This window comes from Nannocystis bainbridge, assembly GCF_028368995.1.
In the GTDB taxonomy this organism is placed as follows: Bacteria; Myxococcota_A; Polyangia; order Nannocystales; family Nannocystaceae; genus Nannocystis; species Nannocystis bainbridge.
On the sequence record NZ_JAQNDL010000002.1, the window covers coordinates 1,168,144 to 1,187,577 of the forward strand.

At 71.9% G+C, this 19,434-nt stretch carries 16 protein-coding genes and 1 tRNA gene; 11 read left to right on the top strand and 6 right to left on the bottom strand.

What is annotated here, in order from left to right; all coding sequences use genetic code 11:
- The first annotated feature begins 365 nt into the window (after window positions 1–365).
- The 3 genes from POL25_RS22255 (at window position 366) to POL25_RS22265 (ending at window position 3,325) form a co-directional block, all read left to right on the top strand.
- The gene (locus POL25_RS22255) at window positions 366–2,057 is read left to right on the top strand and encodes a GYF domain-containing protein (protein ID WP_272088148.1); all 1,692 of its coding nucleotides are present in this window, start codon (window positions 366–368) and stop codon (window positions 2,055–2,057) included.
- 280 nt (window positions 2,058–2,337) lie between these two features.
- On the top strand, window positions 2,338–3,135 hold the full coding sequence (locus POL25_RS22260; RefSeq protein ID WP_272088149.1) for a hypothetical protein: 798 nt from the start codon (window positions 2,338–2,340) through the stop codon (window positions 3,133–3,135).
- 118 nt (window positions 3,136–3,253) lie between these two features.
- Window positions 3,254–3,325, top strand: a tRNA-Cys gene (locus POL25_RS22265).
- 293 nt (window positions 3,326–3,618) lie between these two features.
- Here POL25_RS22265 and POL25_RS44465 read toward each other — a convergent pair.
- Together POL25_RS44465 and POL25_RS22275 are read right to left on the bottom strand one after the other, a co-directional pair.
- On the bottom strand, window positions 3,619–4,413 hold the full coding sequence (locus tag POL25_RS44465) for an N-acetylmuramoyl-L-alanine amidase (protein WP_272088150.1): 795 nt from the start codon (window positions 4,411–4,413) through the stop codon (window positions 3,619–3,621).
- 160 nt (window positions 4,414–4,573) lie between these two features.
- Window positions 4,574–5,587: a metallophosphoesterase gene (locus tag POL25_RS22275; protein ID WP_272088151.1), complete on the bottom strand. Its 1,014-nt coding sequence runs from the start codon at window positions 5,585–5,587 to the stop codon at window positions 4,574–4,576.
- 207 nt (window positions 5,588–5,794) lie between these two features.
- On the opposite strand from POL25_RS22275, the gene POL25_RS22280 reads away from it, so the two are divergent.
- Genes POL25_RS22280 through POL25_RS22300 form a run of 5 tightly spaced genes read left to right on the top strand, consistent with a single transcriptional unit; the run spans window position 5,795 to window position 12,123 of the window.
- Window positions 5,795–7,762 carry a TrkH family potassium uptake protein gene (locus POL25_RS22280; RefSeq protein ID WP_272088152.1) on the top strand — a complete coding sequence of 656 codons (1,968 nt, stop codon included), beginning with the start codon at window positions 5,795–5,797 and terminating at the stop codon, window positions 7,760–7,762.
- Window positions 7,763–7,804: 42 nt separating this feature from the next.
- Window positions 7,805–8,461 carry a potassium channel family protein gene (locus POL25_RS22285; RefSeq protein ID WP_272088153.1) on the top strand — a complete coding sequence of 219 codons (657 nt, stop codon included), beginning with the start codon at window positions 7,805–7,807 and terminating at the stop codon, window positions 8,459–8,461.
- An 18-nt stretch (window positions 8,462–8,479) separates the two neighbouring features.
- A complete protein-coding gene (locus POL25_RS22290; RefSeq protein WP_272088154.1) occupies window positions 8,480–9,727 on the top strand; it encodes an MCP four helix bundle domain-containing protein in 1,248 nt (415 codons plus the stop codon).
- A gap of 45 nt (window positions 9,728–9,772) precedes the next feature.
- Complete coding sequence (locus POL25_RS22295; RefSeq protein WP_272088155.1) at window positions 9,773–10,915, top strand: SPFH domain-containing protein; 1,143 nt, start codon at window positions 9,773–9,775, stop codon at window positions 10,913–10,915.
- Window positions 10,912–12,123, top strand: coding sequence for an SPFH domain-containing protein (locus POL25_RS22300; RefSeq protein ID WP_272088156.1), 1,212 nt, complete (start codon window positions 10,912–10,914; stop codon window positions 12,121–12,123). Before POL25_RS22295 ends, POL25_RS22300 begins: the two co-directional genes overlap by 4 nt.
- Before the next feature lie 106 nt (window positions 12,124–12,229).
- On the opposite strand, the gene POL25_RS22305 is transcribed toward POL25_RS22300, so the two are convergent.
- From POL25_RS22305 to POL25_RS22320, 4 genes are all read right to left on the bottom strand, one after another.
- Window positions 12,230–12,976 (bottom strand): hypothetical protein, encoded by a 747-nt coding sequence (locus POL25_RS22305; RefSeq protein ID WP_272088157.1) that lies wholly within the window; start codon window positions 12,974–12,976, stop codon window positions 12,230–12,232.
- A gap of 20 nt (window positions 12,977–12,996) precedes the next feature.
- On the bottom strand, window positions 12,997–13,929 hold the full coding sequence (locus tag POL25_RS22310; RefSeq protein WP_272088158.1) for a multinuclear nonheme iron-dependent oxidase: 933 nt from the start codon (window positions 13,927–13,929) through the stop codon (window positions 12,997–12,999).
- A 24-nt stretch (window positions 13,930–13,953) separates the two neighbouring features.
- Window positions 13,954–14,577 (bottom strand): glutathione S-transferase family protein, encoded by a 624-nt coding sequence (locus POL25_RS22315; protein WP_272088159.1) that lies wholly within the window; start codon window positions 14,575–14,577, stop codon window positions 13,954–13,956.
- A gap of 75 nt (window positions 14,578–14,652) precedes the next feature.
- A complete protein-coding gene (locus POL25_RS22320) occupies window positions 14,653–16,530 on the bottom strand; it encodes a radical SAM protein (protein ID WP_272088160.1) in 1,878 nt (625 codons plus the stop codon).
- A 231-nt stretch (window positions 16,531–16,761) separates the two neighbouring features.
- On the opposite strand from POL25_RS22320, the gene POL25_RS22325 reads away from it, so the two are divergent.
- The 3 genes from POL25_RS22325 (at window position 16,762) to POL25_RS22335 (ending at window position 19,434) form a co-directional block, all read left to right on the top strand.
- Window positions 16,762–17,250 (top strand): hypothetical protein, encoded by a 489-nt coding sequence (locus POL25_RS22325; RefSeq protein WP_272088161.1) that lies wholly within the window; start codon window positions 16,762–16,764, stop codon window positions 17,248–17,250.
- A 193-nt stretch (window positions 17,251–17,443) separates the two neighbouring features.
- The gene (locus POL25_RS22330; RefSeq protein WP_272088162.1) at window positions 17,444–18,283 is read left to right on the top strand and encodes a hypothetical protein; all 840 of its coding nucleotides are present in this window, start codon (window positions 17,444–17,446) and stop codon (window positions 18,281–18,283) included.
- Entirely contained in the window at window positions 18,268–19,434 is a 1,167-nt protein-coding gene (locus POL25_RS22335) for an aKG-HExxH-type peptide beta-hydroxylase (protein WP_272088163.1), read from the top strand. Before POL25_RS22330 ends, POL25_RS22335 begins: the two co-directional genes overlap by 16 nt.

A 19,434-nucleotide genomic window follows, 5' to 3' on the forward strand; every position in this document is an offset into this window, starting at 1 on the left:
CAGCCCTTCTTCGGGCCCGCAACGCCGCGGCGTGACGACTCGAAGGTCGCGCCGGCACCGCAACTGCCTCGCGCTCGCTCCATGAACGGGCGCCGGCGCAGCGCATTTGACGCGGGTGGCGTGCAAACCCGCGCTGACGGCCGTTGCGGGGCTACTGGGCAGATGTCCGGTGGCGTGGGTCCGAGCTCGCGTCGGCCCTTTACCGGCTCGCGGCGGCTCCAGGCGACGCCTGCTGCGGCCGTCGGCTGTTTTCTCCGTCTGGTTGTACCTACCAGCCGCATTTCCTATACTGGCGCCCTCGCGGACGTTGTCAGTTCTGCAGGACGCCGTCGCGCCTTGGCGAGCGACTCCCAGGAATCACGCTCATGAAGATCGAATGCGATAAGTGCGGAGCCAAATACTCCATTGCGGACGACAAGGTCCGCGGCAAGACCTTCAAGATCCGCTGCAAGAAGTGCAGCAACGTCATCATCGTCCGCGACAAGGCGGGCGGCGCAGACGACGGGGGTGATGCGCCAGCCGACGAGCCGGGCTGGCACCTGGCGATCGGTGGCGAGACCGTGGGGCCGATCAGCGAGGCCGAGGTCCGCGATCGCTTCGCAGCCGGCGAGATCGACAAGGACACGTCGGTCTGGCAGGAGGGCTTCGAGGACTGGTTGCCGCTCGGTGAAGTGAGCGCGTTCTCCGATCTGGCCGCCGCGGCGCCCAGCCACAGCTCCGCGCCGGATCCGTTCGCGGGCGGCAGCGACGACGACTACAGCGCGCCGGCGTCGACCCCGAGCCCGGCGAGCTACAGCTCGCCCGAGCCCGCGCGGCCGGCCGTCGCGGCGACGCCCGCGGCTGCGTCCAGCGGCCCGAAGGCGTCGGCCTCGCCGGCTGCTGGCGGCGCCGACCCGCGCGTGTCCTCGTTGACCGGCGCGCGCAACGAGAACTCCGTGCTCTTCTCGCTCGACAGCCTGTCGTCGATCGCGATGGGCAGCAAGCAAGGCGGAGGCGGCGCGCCTGCTCCCAGCGGCCCGTCGTTCTCGCTCGGCGGCGGTGGCGGCGGTGGCGGTGGCGCTCCGGCGGCCTCGCCGACCGGCAACAGCGAGGGCTCTGGCCTCATCGACATCCGTGCCATGAGCGGCATGATGGGCGGCGGTGGCGGCGGTGGCGGCGGTGGCGGCGGCGGCGAAGAGGGTCGTGACGACTCGATGCTGCCGAGCTTCGGCGGCACCGGCTTCGGCGGCCTCTCGGCCGCGCCGCTGCTCGTGACGCCGGCGCAGCCGGTCGTCGAGCACGTGGCGGCTCCCGAGCCGCAGCGGTCCAACGCGCCGCTCTACGCGCTGATGGCCATCCTGCTGCTCGGCATGGGCGGCATGGCTTGGTACATCCTCACCCGGCCACCGCCGACGGCCGAGACGAAGATCGTCGAGGTCATCAAGCCGGTCGAGGTCAAGGCGACGCCCAGCGACGAGGACGACGGCGACAAGCCCAAGAAGAAGAAGAAGGAAGAGGACGAGGAGGCGGACGAGACCGGCGCCGCCGACACGCCGCCCGCCAACCCGGACGACAAGAAGGGCACGGTCGCCAAGACCACCCCGAAGAAGACCGACAAGAAGGGCGAGAAGACGGACGGCAAGTCGGCCGCCGTCGACTCCAAGCCCGAGCCGAAGAAGGAAGACAAGAAGGAAGACAAGAAAGAGGACTACAGCGTCGACTGCATCCTCGATCCTTCCAAGTGCGGCAAGAAGGGCGGCGGCAGCGGCGACAGCGGCTCCAAGCCGCCGTCGGACGCGAGCATGCCGGAGAAGCTCGAGCTCTCCGACATCCAGGCGGGCGTCAACCCGGTCAAGGCCAACGCCAAGTCCAACTGCGCCAAGAATGCCAAGGGCGGCGAGAAGGTCTCGATCAAGCTGTCGATCAGCGGCCCGTCGGGCACGGTGCTGAGCTCGACGGTGGTCGACGCCGCGGGCAACGACGGCCTCGCCAACTGCGTGGCTGCGGAGCTCAAGAAGGCGACCTTCAAGAAGGTCCAGAAGGAGCAGATCGGCACGCAGGTGTCCGTGAGCTTCTGAGTTCGGCACACGCACCGACTCGCAGTCAGGCGGGGTCGTCCTTCGGGGCGGCCCCGTCGCGTTTTGGTCGGTCGTCGCCCGCGCGAGTTCGTCGCTGCAGCGCGTGGCCGGCCGCACGGCGCCGCTGTGAGCGCGCCGACACGAGGGACTAGGCAGGGCGGCTGATTTGCGGCAACCTGAAGTTCTCCGCGGCGCCGGCCGAGACCTGTCCCTCGGTCGCTCGCGTCGGACCGCCTTCCCGGCCCTCCACGGGCCCCGAATTCCAGGAGCACCGCTCGCCATGTCGAACACCGAGAACTCCGCCCTCATCGCCCTCAGTGAGCTCAAGAACCTCGAGGCCAATCGCGTGGCCGAGGTCGAGAGCGAACGGCGCGCCAAGGAAGACGCCGAGCGTCGCGCCCGTGAAGAGGCCGAGCGCAAGGCGCGTGAGATCGCCGAGCGCAAGGCTCGCGAAGAGGCGGAGCGGATCGCCAAGGAGACGGCGGAGCGCGAGGCCCGTGAGCGAGAGGAGCGCCTGCGGCTGCAAGAGGCCGACCTGCGCGCCCGCGCCGAGCAGGAGGCCCGCCTCAAGGAAGAGCAGATGCGCCTCGACGCGCAGGTCAAGCTGGCCGAGAAGAAGGCCCGCCCGATGTGGCTGTACGGCATCGCCGGGCTCCTCTTCCTCGCTCTGGTCGGTGGCGTGTACTGGATCTACGACTACATGGAGCGCCAGGAAGAGGCCCAGCGTATCGCGGCGATCGAGCAGAAGAAGAAGGATGACGCCGAGGCCGAAGCGCGGGCCGCTCTGATGAAGGACTTGGCCTCTCTCCGCGAGGAGCAGAACAATCTCAAGTCGCAGAAGGACGATATCGAGAACCAGCTCAAGAACGTCCAGGACGAGACGGAGCGGCAGAAGCTCCTGGCCAAGCAGGCCGCCCTCGACGCGCAGTTGGTCGCCAACGAGGACAAGCAGAAGAAGAACAAGGGCAAGTCCGGCAGCAGCAGCAAGTCGAGCGGCGACGGCGAGCCCAAGTCCGAGAAGCCGAAGGGCGGGATCTCGGTCAGCAAGAACGTCGACGATCCGCTCGACGGCCTGTGATCGAGGTTTGCTGGCGGCGCGCGTGAGGTGCTCGCGCCGCCGCCCGCACGGGGCCCGGAAAAATGCGCTGCGTGGTCTTGCGAGGCGTTTTTTCCCGTGATACAGAAGTCGCCCCTTCGGCCTGGTAGCCAAGTGGTAAGGCAGAGCTCTGCAAAAGCTCTATTCGCCGGTTCGATTCCGGCCCAGGCCTCCCCGAAGAAAAGAGCCCCTGCGACCCCGCAGGGGCTCTTTGCTTTGGTCGCCGCTCAGCGGAACTTCAGCGCGAGCCGCGAGCTTCGGATGTTGTCGGCGGTGAGCATCGTCGAGGCCAGGACGTAGTCGTCGCTGCGGCTGCCGTCAGCCAGTAGGTGCTGCGAGTCGGCGGGCCGAGCCAGGCGCGGACGTCGGCCAGTGACGCGAGCCAGGCGCGCGGAGGGGCCGGGCGCATGCTCTTCGAACGGGTGGGCCGTGGGGCGCGAGTGCGGGCCCTCGCGCTCGCATGGCTCAACGGACAGGTGGGCCTTCGAGCTCGAGGTCGGCCAGGCGCGCGCGGACCCTGGCCATGAACGCGGGCCCGGGGTCGACCTTGCGGGTGCGGTACTTGGGATCGCGCTCGACGAAGTAGGGGTGTCCCTCCATCGCCAGGTACTCGTGGTGCCCGATCAAGTGCGTGATCGCGGGGAAGCGGGCCTTGAGGTGGCGGACCAGGGCCGCGTCGGCCTCGACCTGGGCGTCGGTCAGGAGGTGCGCTTCGAGGTCGCCGACGTTCTCGACGCCGATGGCGACGTGGTTGAGTCCGACGCAGTGACGCGCCATCGAGGTCTCCGGCATGAGGCGGAAGATCGTGCCGTCGCGGTCGACCAGGAACTGCGAGGAGACGTTGAGATCGCCGGCGGCGGCGATCGCCTTGCGCCCGCTCTCGATGGTCGGGCGGTCGAAGTAGCGCCAGGTGGCGTCAGCCGAGCCGCCGCCGGTGTGGTGGAGGACGATCATGCGCGGCTCGATCGCTACGCTGTCGGCGGCGGGATCCTGGTGCGCGCGGCGGTAGGCGATCGTGCGGGCGACCCGGGCCTCGTCGTAGGTGATCGGGCGGTCGACGAGCACCGGCGCCGACGGGGCCGAGGGCTCGGTCGGGGTCGGAACTTGGATGTCCTCGGGGGCATGTCCGATAGGACCGGACCCTTCGGGCAGGTTCGAGGGGACATGTTCCGAAGGACGCGTGATGGGAGGCGCCGGCGCAGGCTCGGGCGGGGCGCAGGCGGCCGCGAGCGCCGCAGCCAGCAGCCAGCCGAGAGCCACGGCCCGGGGTTCGCTCGCTCGCCGGCGGGCGCGCGTGAAGGACCGGAGCTCGCTCGCCCGGCGGGCTGCGACGCGCGTGAAGGACGGGGGCTCGCTCACCCAACGGGCCGCGACGGTCGTGACGAGCTGTGACGGGCCGCGGGCGGCAGGGCCCGGGCGCTCACCGCTCATCGTCGTCGCCTTGCGGGCGGGTGCGGGCGGCCTTGCGCTCGCGTTTGACCCGCTTCGCCTCGACCTGCTGGATCCGCTTGTTGCGCTGCTTCTCGGTCGGTGGGCGGCCGGGCAGCGGGGGCTGGTCGACGTGGTGCTCCTCGAAGCTCCCGGGCGCCGCGCCGAGCTCGAAGATCGTGACCTCGCGGCGGGCCCGTTCGCCGAGGCGCAGCGGGACGACGGCCGCGCCGATGCCTGCGCCGACGTACACCGCGCCGCGCGGGCGCTCGTCGATCCGCGAGCCGTAGAGGCCGTGGACGTATTTGTGGCCGATGAGGCGGCCGAGCGCGAGCTCGTTGAGGCGAGCGAGCGTGACCTGTCCGGCGTGGGTGTGCCCGGACAGCACCAGCTGCACGCCGGTGGTCCACAGGTGATCGGCCTCCTCGGCGATGTGCGACAGGCCGAGGGTCGGGAGGTCGTGGCGCAGGCCCCGGGTGGCGCGCTCGACGTCGGCGTGGCCGGTGTAAGCGTCGTCGAGGCCGACGACCTGCAGCGCCTGGCCGCGCAGGGTGATCGTGGTGTGGATGTTGTCGAGGACCTCGGCGCCGGCGCGGCGCAGGGCGGCGCGCACCTCGGGGCCGCCCGACCAGTGATCGTGGTTGCCGAGCACCGCCATCACCGGGGCCTGGTAGCCGCGGATGAGCTCCCCGAGCTGGTCGAGGAACGCCTGGCTGTGGCACACGAAATCGCCGGTGATGCACACGAGGTCGGGCCGCTCGGCGTTGACGAGGTCGACCGCGGCGCGCTGGACCTTCATCGGCGTGATCCGGCCGACGTGGATGTCGGTGACGTGGGCGACGCGGAGCGGGCTGGCGAGCTGGGCCACGTACGAGGCCGGACCGGCGAACCGGCGCACCTCGATCTGCGCGCTGGTGTCAAACCATGCCAGCGGGTTCAGCATCCGCGAGCGCGCGAGGGCGGCGGCAAGTCCTGCTCCGGCGGGCTTGGGCGGCGAAGCGCACACGTGCTGGTGAGTATAGGGATCACGCGGCCAAGTTCCAGCGGGGTTGTCGCCTGGACCGCGGGGGAGGTCGGTGATAAAGGCAGGCGAGCCTCGTCGGGGTTCGCCATGAGCGCCGCGCCCGTCCCTCGTCCGTCTCGCCGTCTGCAGGCGGCCCGCGTCGCAGGCGCGAGTCTGCTCAGCGTGTTGGGCGTGCGGATCGTGGCCGACATGCACCGCGCCAGCTTTCTCGGGCCGGTCGACGAGCTGCTCAGCCTCGGCAACCTCTACGCGATCGCGGTCGGGCTCACCACGCTCGCGGTGATCGCCGGTCTGCTCGGCGGGCGCCGCTGGGCCTTCGTGCTGGTGCCGCTGCTGCTTTCGCTCAACGTCGGGATGTTCGTGCCGGTGCTGGCGTCGGACGTCCAGATCGGCGGCTTCCTCATCGTCTGGAACCTGTCGCTGATCGGCGACAGTCTGTTCTCGCTCACGACCGCGAGCGCGCGGGCAAAACGCGTCGGCGATCGCGGGGCCTCGTTCGCGTGGCTGCAGCGCTACGGAGCCGCGGCGCAGCACCTGCTGCTGGTGTCGCTGCTGGCTGGGTTGGCGCTGTTCGGCTTCGAGGTCGAGCACGAGCTCGTCCCCGATCTGCTGGGCCTCGTGTTCGCGCTGACGACCCTCGCGTTGGTCTCGCCGTACGTGCTGGAGCTGCTGCGGCAGCGGCGACGCTACGTGCTCGTGCCGGTGGCCCTGCTCGCCGTGCTGATCTCGCTGGCGCTGAACAGCCCGGGCGCCGCGATCGGTCTGCTGTGGGCGCTGCAGGCGGTGGTGCTGCTGGTGATCGTCGCCCGCGGGCCGGTGTTCGCCGATCTGCTGCAGAGCTTCTACTCGCGGCCGGCGCTGCTGATCCTTGCGACGTTCGGGCTCATCGCGTTCGCGGGGGCGCTGGTGCTGACGTTCCCGGCGGCATCGGCCACGGAGCGATCGATCGCGTTCATCGACGCGCTGTTCACGGCGATGAGCGCGACCTGCGTGACCGGGCTGATCGTGCTCGACACGCCGGTCGCGTTCTCCCACTTCGGGCAGGTCGTGATCCTGCTGCTGATCCAGCTCGGCGGCCTCGGGATCATGGTGCTCTCGACGTTCGCGGCGGTGCTGCTCGGCGGTCGCCTGGCGCTGCGCGGCGAGCAGGCGCTCGAGGAGGTGCTCGACCTGACCAGCCCCGGCTCGGCCTACGAGCTGACGCGCTTCATCGTCGTGTCGACGCTGCTCATCGAGGCCGCGGGCGCGCTGCTGTTGGCGCTGATGTTCTACTTCGGCTACGGCTTCGAAGCCGCGGCGGCGCTGTGGCGCGGGACGTTCCACGCGGTGTCGGCGTTCTGCAACGCCGGCTTCGCGCTGTGGAGCGACAACCTGATCCAGTTCCAGTCGGACGGCCCGATCCAGGCGGTCCACGGCACGCTCATCACGCTCGGCGGGCTCGGCTTCCCGGTGCTGCTGGCGCTGTGGCTGCGGGCGCGCGGCGGCGCGCGGCGGCTGCCGCTGCAGGCGCGGGTGGTCCTGTGGATGTCGCTGAGCCTGGTGGTCGTCGGCGCGGTCCTGTTCGCGGTCGCCGAGTGGGACGCGTCGCTGCACGGGCTGTCGCTGGTCGACAAGCTCATCAACTCGCTGTTCCAGAGCGTGACGCTGCGGACGGCGGGCTTCAACAGCGTCGACTTCTCCGCGCTCGAGCGCTCGACGATCCTGATGATGATCGTGTGGATGTTCATCGGCGCCTCGCCGGGCAGCACCGGCGGCGGGATCAAGACGACGACGCTGGCGGTGGTGCTGGCGGCGATCCCGGCGCTGATCCGCAACCAGGCGCGGGCGCAGCTGTTCGGGCGCACGATCCCCCACGACATCGTCTATCGCGCCGGGACCATCATGACCCTGGCGGCGATGGTGGCGGTGGTCATCACCTTCGCGCTGCTCGCCAGCCACGACATGCCGTTCGAGCGGGCCGCCTTCGAGACCGTCAGCGCCCTGGCGACCGTCGGCCTGTCGATCGGGGCCACGGCCGAATTGAACGCGCTGGGCAAGTGGCTCATCATCATCACGATGTTCGTCGGCCGCGTCGGCCCGATCTCGCTCGCCCTCGCGCTCGGCACGCCGCGCGGCGCGCACGTCCAGTTCCCCGAGACCAAGATCATGGTCGGCTGAGCGCCGGGGCTCCTCGTCACCTGAACTCAAGGACATGTCCTCATGAGCGGAGAATTCGCAGTCATCGGCCTCGGGCAGTTCGGACGGGCGGTCGCGCTGAGCCTGGTGCGCGAGGGCGCGGCGGTGCTGGCGATCGATCAGCTCGAGGAGCGGGCGCAGTTGGTCGAGTCCGAGGTCGACGCGGTCGCCTGCGCCGACGCGACCGACGAGCGCGCGCTCAACGAGCTGGGCCTCGAGCGCATGTCGTGCGTGGTGGTGGCGATGGGGGCTCGCGCCCGCGAGACTTCGATCCTCACGACCTCGCTGCTGCGCCAGCGCGGGATCCCGCGCATCATCAGCCGCGCGGCCAACGAGCTGCACGCGCGCGTGCTGCTGGCCGTGGGCGCGCACGAGGTCATCAACCCGGAGCTGCAGATGGGCCAGCGTCTGGCCCGCAACCTGGCCCACCCGACGATCCTCGAGCAGATCGCGCTCGACGAGAACACCAACCTGGTCGAGGTCGCCACGCCCGAGCAGTTCATCGGCAAGTCGATGACGGAGGTCGACCTGAAGCGCCGCTACGGCGTGTCGGTGATCGCGGTCCGCCGCGCCGGCCAGGTGCTGCCGCAGCTCGCCGGCGACGATCGGCTGCAGCGCGGCGATCGCCTGCTCATCGTCGGCCAGCCGGCCTCGGTCCGCCGGCTGGCGAGCCTGGCGTAGTCCCCTGGAGCTTCTGCGATGACCCTGCGCACCCGCCTCCTGCTCGGCTACGGCTACCTGATCGCGCTGCTGCTGCTCAGCGTCGGCACGGCCGCGTTCAACTCGCAACGCGTCGCCCGCAACGTGCAGGTGGTCGTGCAGAACAACCTGGTCAGCCTCAGCGCGGCGGTGGCGATGCTCGACCAGATCGAGCGCCAGGACAGCGCGACGCTGGTCGGGTTGATGCAGCGCAGCGAGCCGACCGAGATGACGGCGGCCGAGGAGGACTTCGAGAAGGCGCTGGTGCAGGCCCGCAGCGCGGCGATGACGGACGACGACATCGCCATGCTGAAGAACCTGCAGGAGAACTACGAGGTCTACCGCAAGGCCCGCGACGAGCTGCTGCGCAGCATCCCGGAGGAGCCGTACGCGGCCTACCACGAGTCGGTGTTCCGCGTGTTCGAGGAGCTGAAGCGCGACGTAAACCAGTACCTCGAGGCGAAGAAGACGGCGCTCGGCGACGCCAACATCGAGGCGTCGCAGTCGGCGATCGAGGCGGCGGTGCTGCTCGGGGTGTTGGTCACGGTGGCGCTGCTGTCGCTCGGGCCGCTGTCGCGCAGCCTGCAGCGCGACGTGCTCGGGCGCCTGTCGGAGGTCGGCAGCGTGACCGAGGCGATCGCCAGCGGCGACCGCCGCCGCCGCGTCCGCGACTTCTATCAGGACGAGCTGGGGCAGGTGGCGCGCCAGCTCAACGCGGCGCTCGATCGCCAGCAAGAGCTCGAGTCGCAGATGCAAGGCCGGTTGCTCGAGCAGCGGCGCGTGCTGGTCGGACTGATGAAACAGTGGCCGATGCCGGCGGCGCTGATCGGGATCGACGGCGAGCTGGTGGCGTCGACGCTGAGCGAGGACGACGAGGACGAGCTCGATCGCCTGACGCCGCGCGTGCGTATGGCCGCGAAGGTGCTGATGACGCGCCGCTTCGTCCGCGCCGAGGAGCTATCCGCCGACATCAAGGCGAGCGACGCGGTGCGCGTGGTGCAGATGCGCGCGCTGGCCTCGGGCGACAATCAAATCGCGGGCTGGCTGGCGTCTTTCGTCGATCCGCGGGTCGGCGTGCTGGCGCCGCGCGGGCCGGGCGATCCCGAGCCGAGCGGCGACACACCGGTGAGCGAGGCGAGCGACGCGCCGGCGAGCGAGAACGCCGAACCCGCGGTGACCGCCGAAGCGAACGACGAACCCGCAGTCGCCGCCGTCGTCGCCGAGGATCCCGCGTCGCGGTCGAGCTGAGCCGTCGCCGGCGGCCTCGCGCGGCGCCTGGTGTACGATGCGGACATGGCGCAACAGCGGAAATCAGGCCAGCCGAGCGGCGGCCAGATCCTGGGAAATCTCCAGGGGAAGCTCAAATCGGTGACGGGAGGCGGCGGCGGTTCGGGCTGGTTCGACTGGGTGTGGATCGGCGGGGCGCTGATCGCCGGGCTGGTCTTGATGACGACCTCGTTCACGGCGATCGAGCCCGGCCAGGTCGCGGTGCGGATCAACAACATCACCGGCGGGCTGACGACAGTGACGCAGCCGGGCTGGATCACGCGGATGCCGTTCGGCATCCACTCGGTCTACGTGCTCGATGCCAGCCCGCAGACGTTCTCGATGCACGGCTCGAAGAACGTCGACGACCTCGAGGTCAGCGAGCTGACGGTGCGCGCGAGCGACGGCTCGAACTTCCACTTCTCCGACACGACGATCATCTTCCAGCTGTCCGGCGCCGAGGCGCAGACGGTCATCCGCGACGGCGGTGAGGACCGCGGCTTCCTCAAGTGGATGCGCCCGTACGTGCGCGCCATCCTGCGCGACGAGTTCGGCCGCGAGTCGACGATCTCGGTGTCGAACCCGACCAAATTCGGCGAGGCGACCGAGCGCGCCAAGAGCCGGCTCAACGAGCTGCTCGGGGTGCACGGGGTGATCGTGACCCAGATCGTGACGCCGCGGCCGCAGTTCAACGACGAGTACGAGAAGCTGATCGAGGAGCGCAACAAGCTCGGCAACCAGCTCGAGGTCATCAAGTCCAACCTCGCGGCGGCCGGGACCAGCCGCGAGCGCCGGCTCGCCGAGGTCAACCGCGATCAGAACCGCCTGATCCAGGAGAAGCGCACCGAGCTCGAGTCGGCGCTGGCGACCGCGATCGCGGCCCAGGCCGACGCGACCCGCGAGGCCGACACTTACAAGATCTCGAAGGTCGCCGAGGGGCAGGCGGCCCTCAGCGCCGCCAGGCAGCAGGCGACCGAGCTGCGCGGCCAGCTCGAAGCGGTCTACCGCGCGCGCAAGGCCGAGATCGACGCGTTCCGCACGCAACCGGTCGAGCGCGTGATGGAGCGCCTGGGTGAGCGCCTGCGCGGAGTGACGATAGCGATCGAGCCGTGGGCCAACGACGCCAGCCCGTCGCGCGTCGAGATCGAGAAGATCGGGGGTGCGCAGTGAAGGGTATCGTCCGGATCTGTCAACTGACGCTGCTGGTGCTGCTGTTCCTGTGGATCGCGCCGTCGTGCTTCATCTCGACGGTGCCGCTCGGCAAGATCGGGGTGCGCAGCAGCAATGCCTCGGGCGTGTTCGCTACCGACCTCGAGCCGGGGTGGACGCTCAACATGGCGGGCATCCACACGCTGACGCTGCTGCCGAGCCACTACCTGTTCCTCGACTACGGCTCCGAGGACGGCGGGGGCCTGCAGATCCGTACGCGCGACAACAACAACGTGTTCGTCGACGTCAGCGTGCCGTACCGCATCAAGCCGGGCGAGGCGCATCAGATCATGATGGCCGGCAATCACATCGAGAGCGCCGACGGGCAGTACCGGTTCCAGCGGCTGGCGCAGGAGACCACGGTCAGCATGCTGCGCGAGGGCCTGGCCAACCTGACGAGCTCGGACTTCTACCACGCCGACACGCGGCTCAAGGTCGCCGACGAGACGCTGGCGCGGCTCAATCAGGAGCTGGCGCCGCTGCACCTCGAGGCGCAGGCGGTGCTGGTGCGGGCGGTGACGTTCCGCGAGGAGTACGAGAAGCAGCTGCAGCAGATCCAGCTCAACGAGCAGAACAAGCTGCTCGACGGGGCGCGCGAGAAGGTCGCCAAGCAGCAGCAGGAGCTCGACAACTACGAGCTCGGCACCAACGCGCTGGCCAACGCGCGCCAGCAGGACTGGATCAAGCGCCAGGCCGACCTCGAGCGCGCATATCAGGTCGGCTTCGTCGACATGAAGGGCGACAGCACGCCGGGCTCGGCGCGCCGGGCCCTGAAGGCGCTGTCCCCGGAGGAGCAGGCCAAGCTGCGCGAGGAGGTCGGCAAGGTGCTCGACATCGACGCGCCCGAGGCGCTGGCCGACGGCTACTTGCTCGGGATCAAGAACATCGAGGCCGAGACTCTCGAGTACCGCCAGCGCGTGAACGCCGAGTCCGACGGCGTGTCGCAGCGCCTGTCGGCCGAGGGCGCGGCCGAGGTCGCGGCGGTCCAGGGCGAGTTCGAGAGCAAGATCAACGCGCTGCTCGGCAGCCCGGCCGGTCGCGCCTACGTCGCCTACAAGAGCGCGGCGAACGTGAAGTTCGCGGAGACGCTGACGTTCCAGAGCAACGACGGGATCCCGTCGGTGCTGCGCCTGCGAGACTTCGCGCTGCGCTTCATGGGCGGCAGCTGAGCGAACCCGTGAAGGGGTGAAGCAGCGACGCGTGGCCGTGAGGCGCGCGTCGCTTTTCTGTTCGTGGGTCGCGCGCTTCGCTCGTAGTTCGCAGAGCGACGGCGACCTACGGTCCGCGCGCGACCAGCAGGCCGTCGGCGACCAGGCCGGCCAGCAGCTCGTCGGCCTCGTGCGGCTCGGCGCCCAGGCGCACCGCCTCGGCCGTCAGCTCGGCGCGCGGGCGGCCGTCGCCAGCGAATTGAAGCAAGCGGACGAGCGGTTCGCTGGCTGTCCCGAGAGACACCTCGCCGCCGGGGCCGGCCTCGACCAGCAGCGGCTCGCGGTCGGGCCCGCGGGGCGGCTTCTCGCGTGCGGAGCGGGCGGTCGCCAGGGTCGTCGCGGGGTCGGGCCCGAGGCGGGCGCGCATGCGCTCGAGGCAGGCGAGGCTGCCTTTCGGGACCCGCAGCGGGGCCACGCATGGGTTGCACGCCAGGCCCTCGCCGGCGCCGGGGCGCGGGCGGCGGGCGTGGGCGATCGCCGCTTCGATCCGGCCTGGGCCACCGGCCTGTCCTCCGAGCCATGTCCCGAAGGACATGGCCATCGAACCATGTTCGAACACGCAGGTGCGGAACGCCGCCGACGAGAAGAACGCGTCGACCGCCGGCACGCCGAGCAGCGCCGCCGTGGCCGGGTACTCCTCGAGCAGGGCGTGCACGGCCCGGGCGCGGCGGTACGGATCGACGGTCAGGGCCCGGGGGTCGACGGCGCGCAGCAGCGACCGCTCGCGCTCGGCCAGCTCGGGCAGCGGCCCGGCGCCGCGCACCGCCGCGGCGTAGGCGGGGTCGAGGTGCATGCAGACGAGCGCGGCCTGCACGCGGCGAGGGTCGAGGCGGCTCAGGCGGCCTCCGGGCCGCGCGCGGGCCACAGCGCGGCCACGCGGTCGAACAGCGGCAGCACGGCGTCGATCGGGTTGCGCTCGCACTCGACGACGATCGAGCGCAGGTTGACCGCGCGCCGGGCCGCCTCGTTGGCGATGTCCCAGGTGTCCGGGAGGACCTCCGTGCCGTGATCGTCCTCGACCCACGCGAGCCCGGCGGTGTCGTGGACGCGACCGCCGGCGACGTGCAGCTCGACCACGCGGTCCCACGGGAACCCGTCGAAGCCGGTCCGCGGGGCGTGGCCGCGGGCCCGCTGGAACATGGCCAGGTGGGCGCAGTCGAGCAGCAGCCCGGTGTCGGCGCGCTCGGCGACGCGGGCGAAGAAGTCGAGCAGGTGCATGTCGCCGACGAACGCGGCGCCCGGCGGGTTCTCGGGCAGCACCTCGAGGCCGGTCGCCTCGCGCAGCGCCTGCAGGCCGTCAGCCAGCGGCCCGATCGCCTCCTCGACGAGGATCGGCGGCAGCAGCAGCATGTGCCCGCGGTCGCGGCGGCCGAGGTGCCACAGCCCGGCGTCGCCGCACAGCCACGCCGGCCGCAGCTCGCCGGCGATCGTGCGCACGGCGGCCAGCCACTCGGGGTCGAAGTCTTCGGGCTCGTCGAGGTTGATGTCGAGGAAGTGGTAGGTGGTGGGCAGGCCGGCGGCGGCCCACGCCCGCGCGTCGTCGTCGAGGCCCTTGACGACCTCGACGCCGACCTCGAGGAAGCCGGCGCAGTCGGGCCGGCGCCGCCGCAGCTCGAGCGGGTCGAGCGCGCCGTCCTGGCGCCGCGCGCCGTACTCGGTGCTGACGCCGAGGCCGAGGCGCGGCAGGGCGCGGACGCGGTCGAGGAAGTCGGGCATTCGGGACAGGTCCGTGAGAACATGTCCGATCGGGCAGGTCCTCAAGGACATGCCCGTTCGGACATGGCAGATCGGTCAGCCGGCTTCGACCGCGCGGTTGGCCGGGCGGCTGACGCAGCGCTCGATCCACGCGCCGACGGCCGGGTAGGCGGCGATGTCGGTCTTGATGAAGCTCAGGGCCCAGGCGAGCGCCGCGGCGTTCGCGGCGTCGACGAGGGTGAAGCCGCTGCCGACCAGGTACTCGCGGCCCTGCAGGCGCTGGTCGAGGACCTTGAGCGCGGCCTCGAACTCCTTGGTGGCGGCCTCGGCCTGGAGGGCGTTGCGCGAGTCGGCGGGGAACCACTCGCTGGTGTTGAAGAAGATGCGGAAGATGGTGCCGCCGAGGGTGACCGAGCCCCACACGCTCCACGACAGCGCCTCGGCGTACTCGCTGGAGCCGACGCGCGGCCACAGGCCCTTGTCGACGCCGAAGCGGTCGCCGAGGTAGAGGATGATCGCCAGCGACTCGAACAACGGGGTGCCGTCGACGACCAGCGCGGGCACCTTGCCGTTGGGGTTGATGGCCAGGAATTCGGGCTTGTGCTGGTCGCCGGCGCGGAGGTCCAGCTTGACCTTGTCGTAAGGGACGCCGAGCTCCTCGAGGACCCAGTGGACGCGTGAGGCGCTCGTGTGGGGGGTGTAATAGAACGTGATCGACATGGGGCCTGGTCTCCGCGGGTTATGTACGCGATCGGGCGGCGCAGGGGTAGGCGAGCGCAGCGGTCGGGGCTCGGGTCAGGTGGGGATGCAGTGGACCAGCAGCCACTGGTTGCTGGTGCCGGGGCCGATCTCGCGGCGCTCGAGCGCTTCGAGGCGCAGGTCGAGCGCGGCGGCGGCGGCCTCGATCCGCCGGACGGCCGCGGCCGCGTCGTCGTTGCGGTAGTGCTCGCGGCGGGCGCTCGAGCGCTCGCCGCGGGTGGTCTGCGCCGGCGTGCGAGCCAGGCCGAACGCTGTGTTGTCGCAGACGACGAGCACGCCGCCGGGCCGCAGTCGCGACAGGGCCGTGACGAGCACGCGATCGGGGTCGCGCAGGTGGTTGTAGCTGCGCAGGATCGTGACGGCGTCGAAGCGGCGTTCGCCGAGCTCGAGCGCCTCGGCGTCGCCGCGCTCGAGCGTCGCGCCGGGCGGCAGGCGGGCGCGCAGGCGGGTCAGCGCGGCCTCGTCGGGGTCGACGCCGGTGTAGCGGATCCCGCCGGCGGCGATCCGCGGGGCCAGGACCTCGAGGTAGGGCGCGTCGCCGCAGCCGAGGTCGAGGACGTCGCCGACGAGCGCGGCGAGGCGGGCGCGCACGGCCGCGTCGTCGCGGGTAAAGATGTCCTCGAAGACAGGTTCGAACATCCCCGTGCACGCGGAGAAGTGCGGGCAGCCGGCGCACAGCGGGCTGCGGGTCAGCGGCACCAGCTCGCGGGCGAAGTCCTGCGGCGCCGGACCGCGGGCGGCGTCGACGTAGACCTGGCCGAGGTCGTGCTTGACCGCGGCGATCTCCTCGTCGGTGAAGTCGCGGGTGTCGGCGCGGTAGCGGGCGATCGCGGCGCCGCGGCGGACGAACAGGTGACGGCCGCGCTCCCACGGGGTGACGCCGAGCGGCCCCTGTCGCAAGGGACAGGTGCCCTCGGCGGCCTCGTGCACCGCCTCGAGCGTGTAGTTGAAGGAGTTGGCGCGCGGGCGATCGGTGACCGGGCGCAGCTCGCCGGCGCCGTGGACCTCGTGGTAGCCGCGGTAGAGCCCGGGGCAGCCGCCGCGCAGGCTGCAGCCGTCGCAGGCCGGCGGGTGGCGCTTGTTGTCGTCGTCGACCGGGAACAGGTCGGGCTCGCCGATCTCGACCATGGTCCAGTAGCGGTGGCTGCGGAGGTCGCTGTAGCTGTCCTCGAGGCCAGGTACGAGGCAGCGTGGGATGCCGCCGTGCTGGACCCGGACGCCGCGCTCGCGGGCGTGCGCGGCGGCGGCGACGACGGCCTCGGCGACGGCGGCGACCCGCGGGACCAGCAGCTCGAAGTTGCGGGCCGCGCCGCCTTTGGGCTCGACCATCGAGAACTTGAGGGTGACGCCGGCGAACCCGGCGACGAGGTCGACGAGGCCGCGCAGGTGGGCGACGTTCTGGCGGGTGACGACGCAGTTGACGGTGAGGTCGAGGTCGCGGCCGGCGAGGTTGCGCAGGGCGGCCACGGCCTGATCGAAGGCGTCGCTGCGGACCAGGCGGTTGTGCACCGGGGCGCTGCCGCCGTGCAGCGAGAGGTAGACGTAGCGCAGGCGGTGGGCGAGGAGCTTGTCGGTGAGCTCGGGGTAGGCGAGCGCGCGGCCGTTGGTGACGAGGCCGAGGTCGAGGCCGAGGTCGGCGATCCGCGCGGCCCAGCGGAGCAGCTCGGGCCGGATCGTCGGCTCGCCGCCGGACAGGACGACCATGCTGTGTCCGAGCTCGGCGGCGCGGAGGATCTTGCGCTCGACCTCCTCGGCGTCGCCGTCGATCGGGCGCACATCGAGCGTGTGACAAAAGGTGCAGTGCTCGTTGCAGCCGTAGCCGACCTTGATCAGCGCCTTGTAGTCGCCGGGCTGGAGCCTCGGGGGCCGCGGGGGCCGCGGGCCGGCCCATGCGGGGTGGGAGCGATCGTCCATGCGCGGCGCCGATGCTATCGCGTCCTCGCGGCGCTCGGCAGCGAGGGCTCGCGTAAAAGTCGGGGGCCGAGGTCGCAGCGGCGATGGGGGCGTGAGGGCGGCGAGGGCTCACGCACCACCTCGGGGCCGAGGGTCGCGGCGGTGGTGGGGGCGTGAGGGCGGCCGGCGCCCGGGTCGCCTTGACGCAGGCTGTGGGGGGCGGGTACGTTGGCTCCGATCAGGAACGACTGCATGAAGTCTTCGCCGCGTGTCGCTCGTCGCAAGGTCCTCGCCGTCCTCGGAGTCGCCGCTGCCGGCGTGTCGACCGCGGTGTGCACGCTCCGCCCGCGCACGACGGCCCCGTCGTCCGCGGCGCCGCTGGCCGGTCTGGTCGGGCCGCTCGGCGAGTGGCGCGTCGAGCAGGTGCTGCCGCTGGTCGCAGGCGCGGTGCCGGTGCTGATGCGCACCCCCGCGGGCCAGAAGTTCCAGGTCGATCTGCTGCGCGCCGAGGACGAAGGGCCCCGCGCGGTCGCCCAGGCGGGCGGGCTGGCGCTGTACCTCGCCAACGGCGGCGCGGGCGACCGGCCGTCGACCGCGGTCGAGGAGCAGGGCGCCCGGGCGCTGGCGCAGCGGCTGGCGCAGCTGGCGAGCGAGCGCGGGGCGCCGGCGATCCCCGGGCTGCTGACGCTGTCCGAGCGGCTGGCGTCGCACCGCCAGGCCGTGCTGACGCCGTGGGCCTGAGCGGCGCCGCGGCGAGGCCCTGTCTGGAGGGACAGGGCGTTCGGGACATGTCGTATGGGGCAGGTGCGAAAGGTCCTGTCCGAACGGACAGGGCGCTGCGAACATGGCGCGAGGGACAGAGCGCCTGTTTGAAAGGACAGGCGTGGTGCGTGGTGCGTGAGGCAGGAGCGCCTGTCCGAAGGGACAGGTGGATGTGAGCCTGGCGGGCGTCGAGCCGGCGAGCGCGGACGGCCAGAGCGCTCTCGCGGCGCTCGTGCGCGCGGGCGGCGGGACGCTGACGCTGGCGGGGGCCGAGGTGCCGGTGCTCGCGGCCTGGGCTGCGGCGGCGCGGGCGGCCGGGTTCGCGCGCGTGTGGGTCGCGGCAGGGCCGGCGGGGCTGACGGCGGAGGCGCTCGCGGGGCTCGCGGGCGCGGGGCTGGGCGGGCTGCGGCTGCGACTGTACGCGGCCGAGGCGGCGGCGCACGACTACCACGCCGGTCACGAGGGATCGTTCCGGGCCACGCTGGGGACGGCCCGGGCGGCCCGGGCGGCGCGGCTGCCGGTGACGGTGACGACGCCGCTGACGCGCTCCAATTCGCGGGTGATGGCGGCGCTGCCGGGGCTGCTCGCGGACATCGGCGCGCTCGGGTGGCAGGTAGCGACGGTGGCGGCGGGCGGCTCGGCGAACCACGGGGCGGTGGCGCCGCGGCTGGCGGTCGCGCTGCCCTACGCGCTGCAGGCGATGGTGGCGGCGGAGCGCGTCGGTCTGTTGGCCGCGATCGCCGGGGCGCCGCTGTGCTTGCTCGGGCCGCTGCGCGATCGCTCGGTGGCGACGCCGGTGCGGGCGTTCGCCGACGCGTGCAGCGGTTGTGCGCTGCGGCCGGGCTGTCCGGGGCTCGACGCCGCGTACCTGGGCCGCTTCGGCGCGGGCGAGCTGGTGCCGGTGACGCAGGGCGGGGGGCCGGTGGCGAGCGGCGCGCGGTCGATGAAACTCCGGGACATGTTCTCGGGGCCATGGCTCGAGCTGTCGGAGGGCCCGTGCTGGCCGATCTGACGCTGCCGGATTTCGGCTCGGACACGGCGCGCGGGCTGTTCTCGATGGCGCTGCGGCGGGCGCTGACGGAGCTCGTGCGGCTGCCCGCGGGGCCGGGGCCGAACGGGGCGGCGTGGGGGCGGTTTGCGCCCGAGCTGCGGCGGATCGCCGGGCGAGCGCCGGGGGCTCTTGCGAGCGCGGTGCGACGGCCGACGATCGGGACGCTGATCCGCTGCCTGCGCGGGCGGCCCGACCCGGCGCTGCAGGGCGAGCTGCTGGCGACGCTGGCGCTCGAGCTGGCGGTGGCGGGTGTGCTCGAGGACAGGTGCGTCGTGCCGCAGCCGCCGGCCGAGGTGCTGTGCCTGGCCGCGCGCTGCGCCCTGCGGCCGCCGCCGGGCCCGCTGACGATCGGGCCGGGCGGGTGGCAGGCGGGCGGGGTCGGCGGGGCGATCGCAGAGGACTTCGGGACATGTGCTTCGGAGCATGTCGTGAAGGACATGTACGAGAGCGTCGCGGGGCCGGTCGCGCTGGCGCTGCGGCGCGACAACAACCCGCTGGCGCAGCTCGAGGCGCACCCCGACAAGTCGGGCAGTGGGCTCGATCTCGGGGGGCAGCCGGTCGCGGCCTGGGTGGCGGGGCTGCGCGCGGGGCTCGAGCAAATCGCGGCGCACCTGCCGGGGCTGCGGGCAGAGCTCGACGTCGGGCTGTCGCTGATCGTGCCGGTCGGTCACGACCGAGAACGGCACCTGTCGGCGTCGTACCAGGAGGCGATCGGGACGGTCTACCTGAGCCTGCACCCGAGCGCGCTCACCCTGGCGGAGGCGCTGATCCACGAGTTCTCGCACAACAAGCTCCACGCGCTGCTCGAGCAGGGGCCGCTGCTCGAGAACGCCTGGTCGCCGCTGTACGCCTCGCCGGTGCGGCCCGACCCGCGGCCGCTGCACGGGGTGCTGCTGGCGGCCCACGCGTTCCTGCCGGTGGCGGCGATGCTCGAGTCGATGCTGTCCTCCGGGACAGGCGAGGTCGAGGGCCGGCTGCAGCAGGTGGCGCGCGGCAACCACGAGGCGGTCGAGACGCTGCGGCTGCACGCGCGGCCGACGGCCCTGGGGGCGCCGCTGCTGGCCGAGATGACGCGGCTCGACGATCGCTTCCGGCGCTGGTGGGAGGGCTGA

Coding starts and splice junctions, on each gene's coding strand:
- POL25_RS22260 (WP_272088149.1), top strand. CDS start 2,338: ATGTCGAACACCGAGAACTCCGCCCTCATCGCCCTCAGTGAGCTCAAG.
- POL25_RS22320 (WP_272088160.1), bottom strand. CDS start 16,530: ATGGACGATCGCTCCCACCCCGCATGGGCCGGCCCGCGGCCCCCGCGG.
- POL25_RS22315 (WP_272088159.1), bottom strand. CDS start 14,577: ATGTCGATCACGTTCTATTACACCCCCCACACGAGCGCCTCACGCGTC.
- POL25_RS22280 (WP_272088152.1), top strand. CDS start 5,795: ATGCACCGCGCCAGCTTTCTCGGGCCGGTCGACGAGCTGCTCAGCCTC.
- POL25_RS22325 (WP_272088161.1), top strand. CDS start 16,762: ATGAAGTCTTCGCCGCGTGTCGCTCGTCGCAAGGTCCTCGCCGTCCTC.
- POL25_RS22310 (WP_272088158.1), bottom strand. CDS start 13,929: ATGTCCTTGAGGACCTGCCCGATCGGACATGTTCTCACGGACCTGTCC.
- POL25_RS22295 (WP_272088155.1), top strand. CDS start 9,773: ATGGCGCAACAGCGGAAATCAGGCCAGCCGAGCGGCGGCCAGATCCTG.
- POL25_RS22285 (WP_272088153.1), top strand. CDS start 7,805: ATGAGCGGAGAATTCGCAGTCATCGGCCTCGGGCAGTTCGGACGGGCG.
- POL25_RS22255 (WP_272088148.1), top strand. CDS start 366: ATGAAGATCGAATGCGATAAGTGCGGAGCCAAATACTCCATTGCGGAC.
- POL25_RS22290 (WP_272088154.1), top strand. CDS start 8,480: ATGACCCTGCGCACCCGCCTCCTGCTCGGCTACGGCTACCTGATCGCG.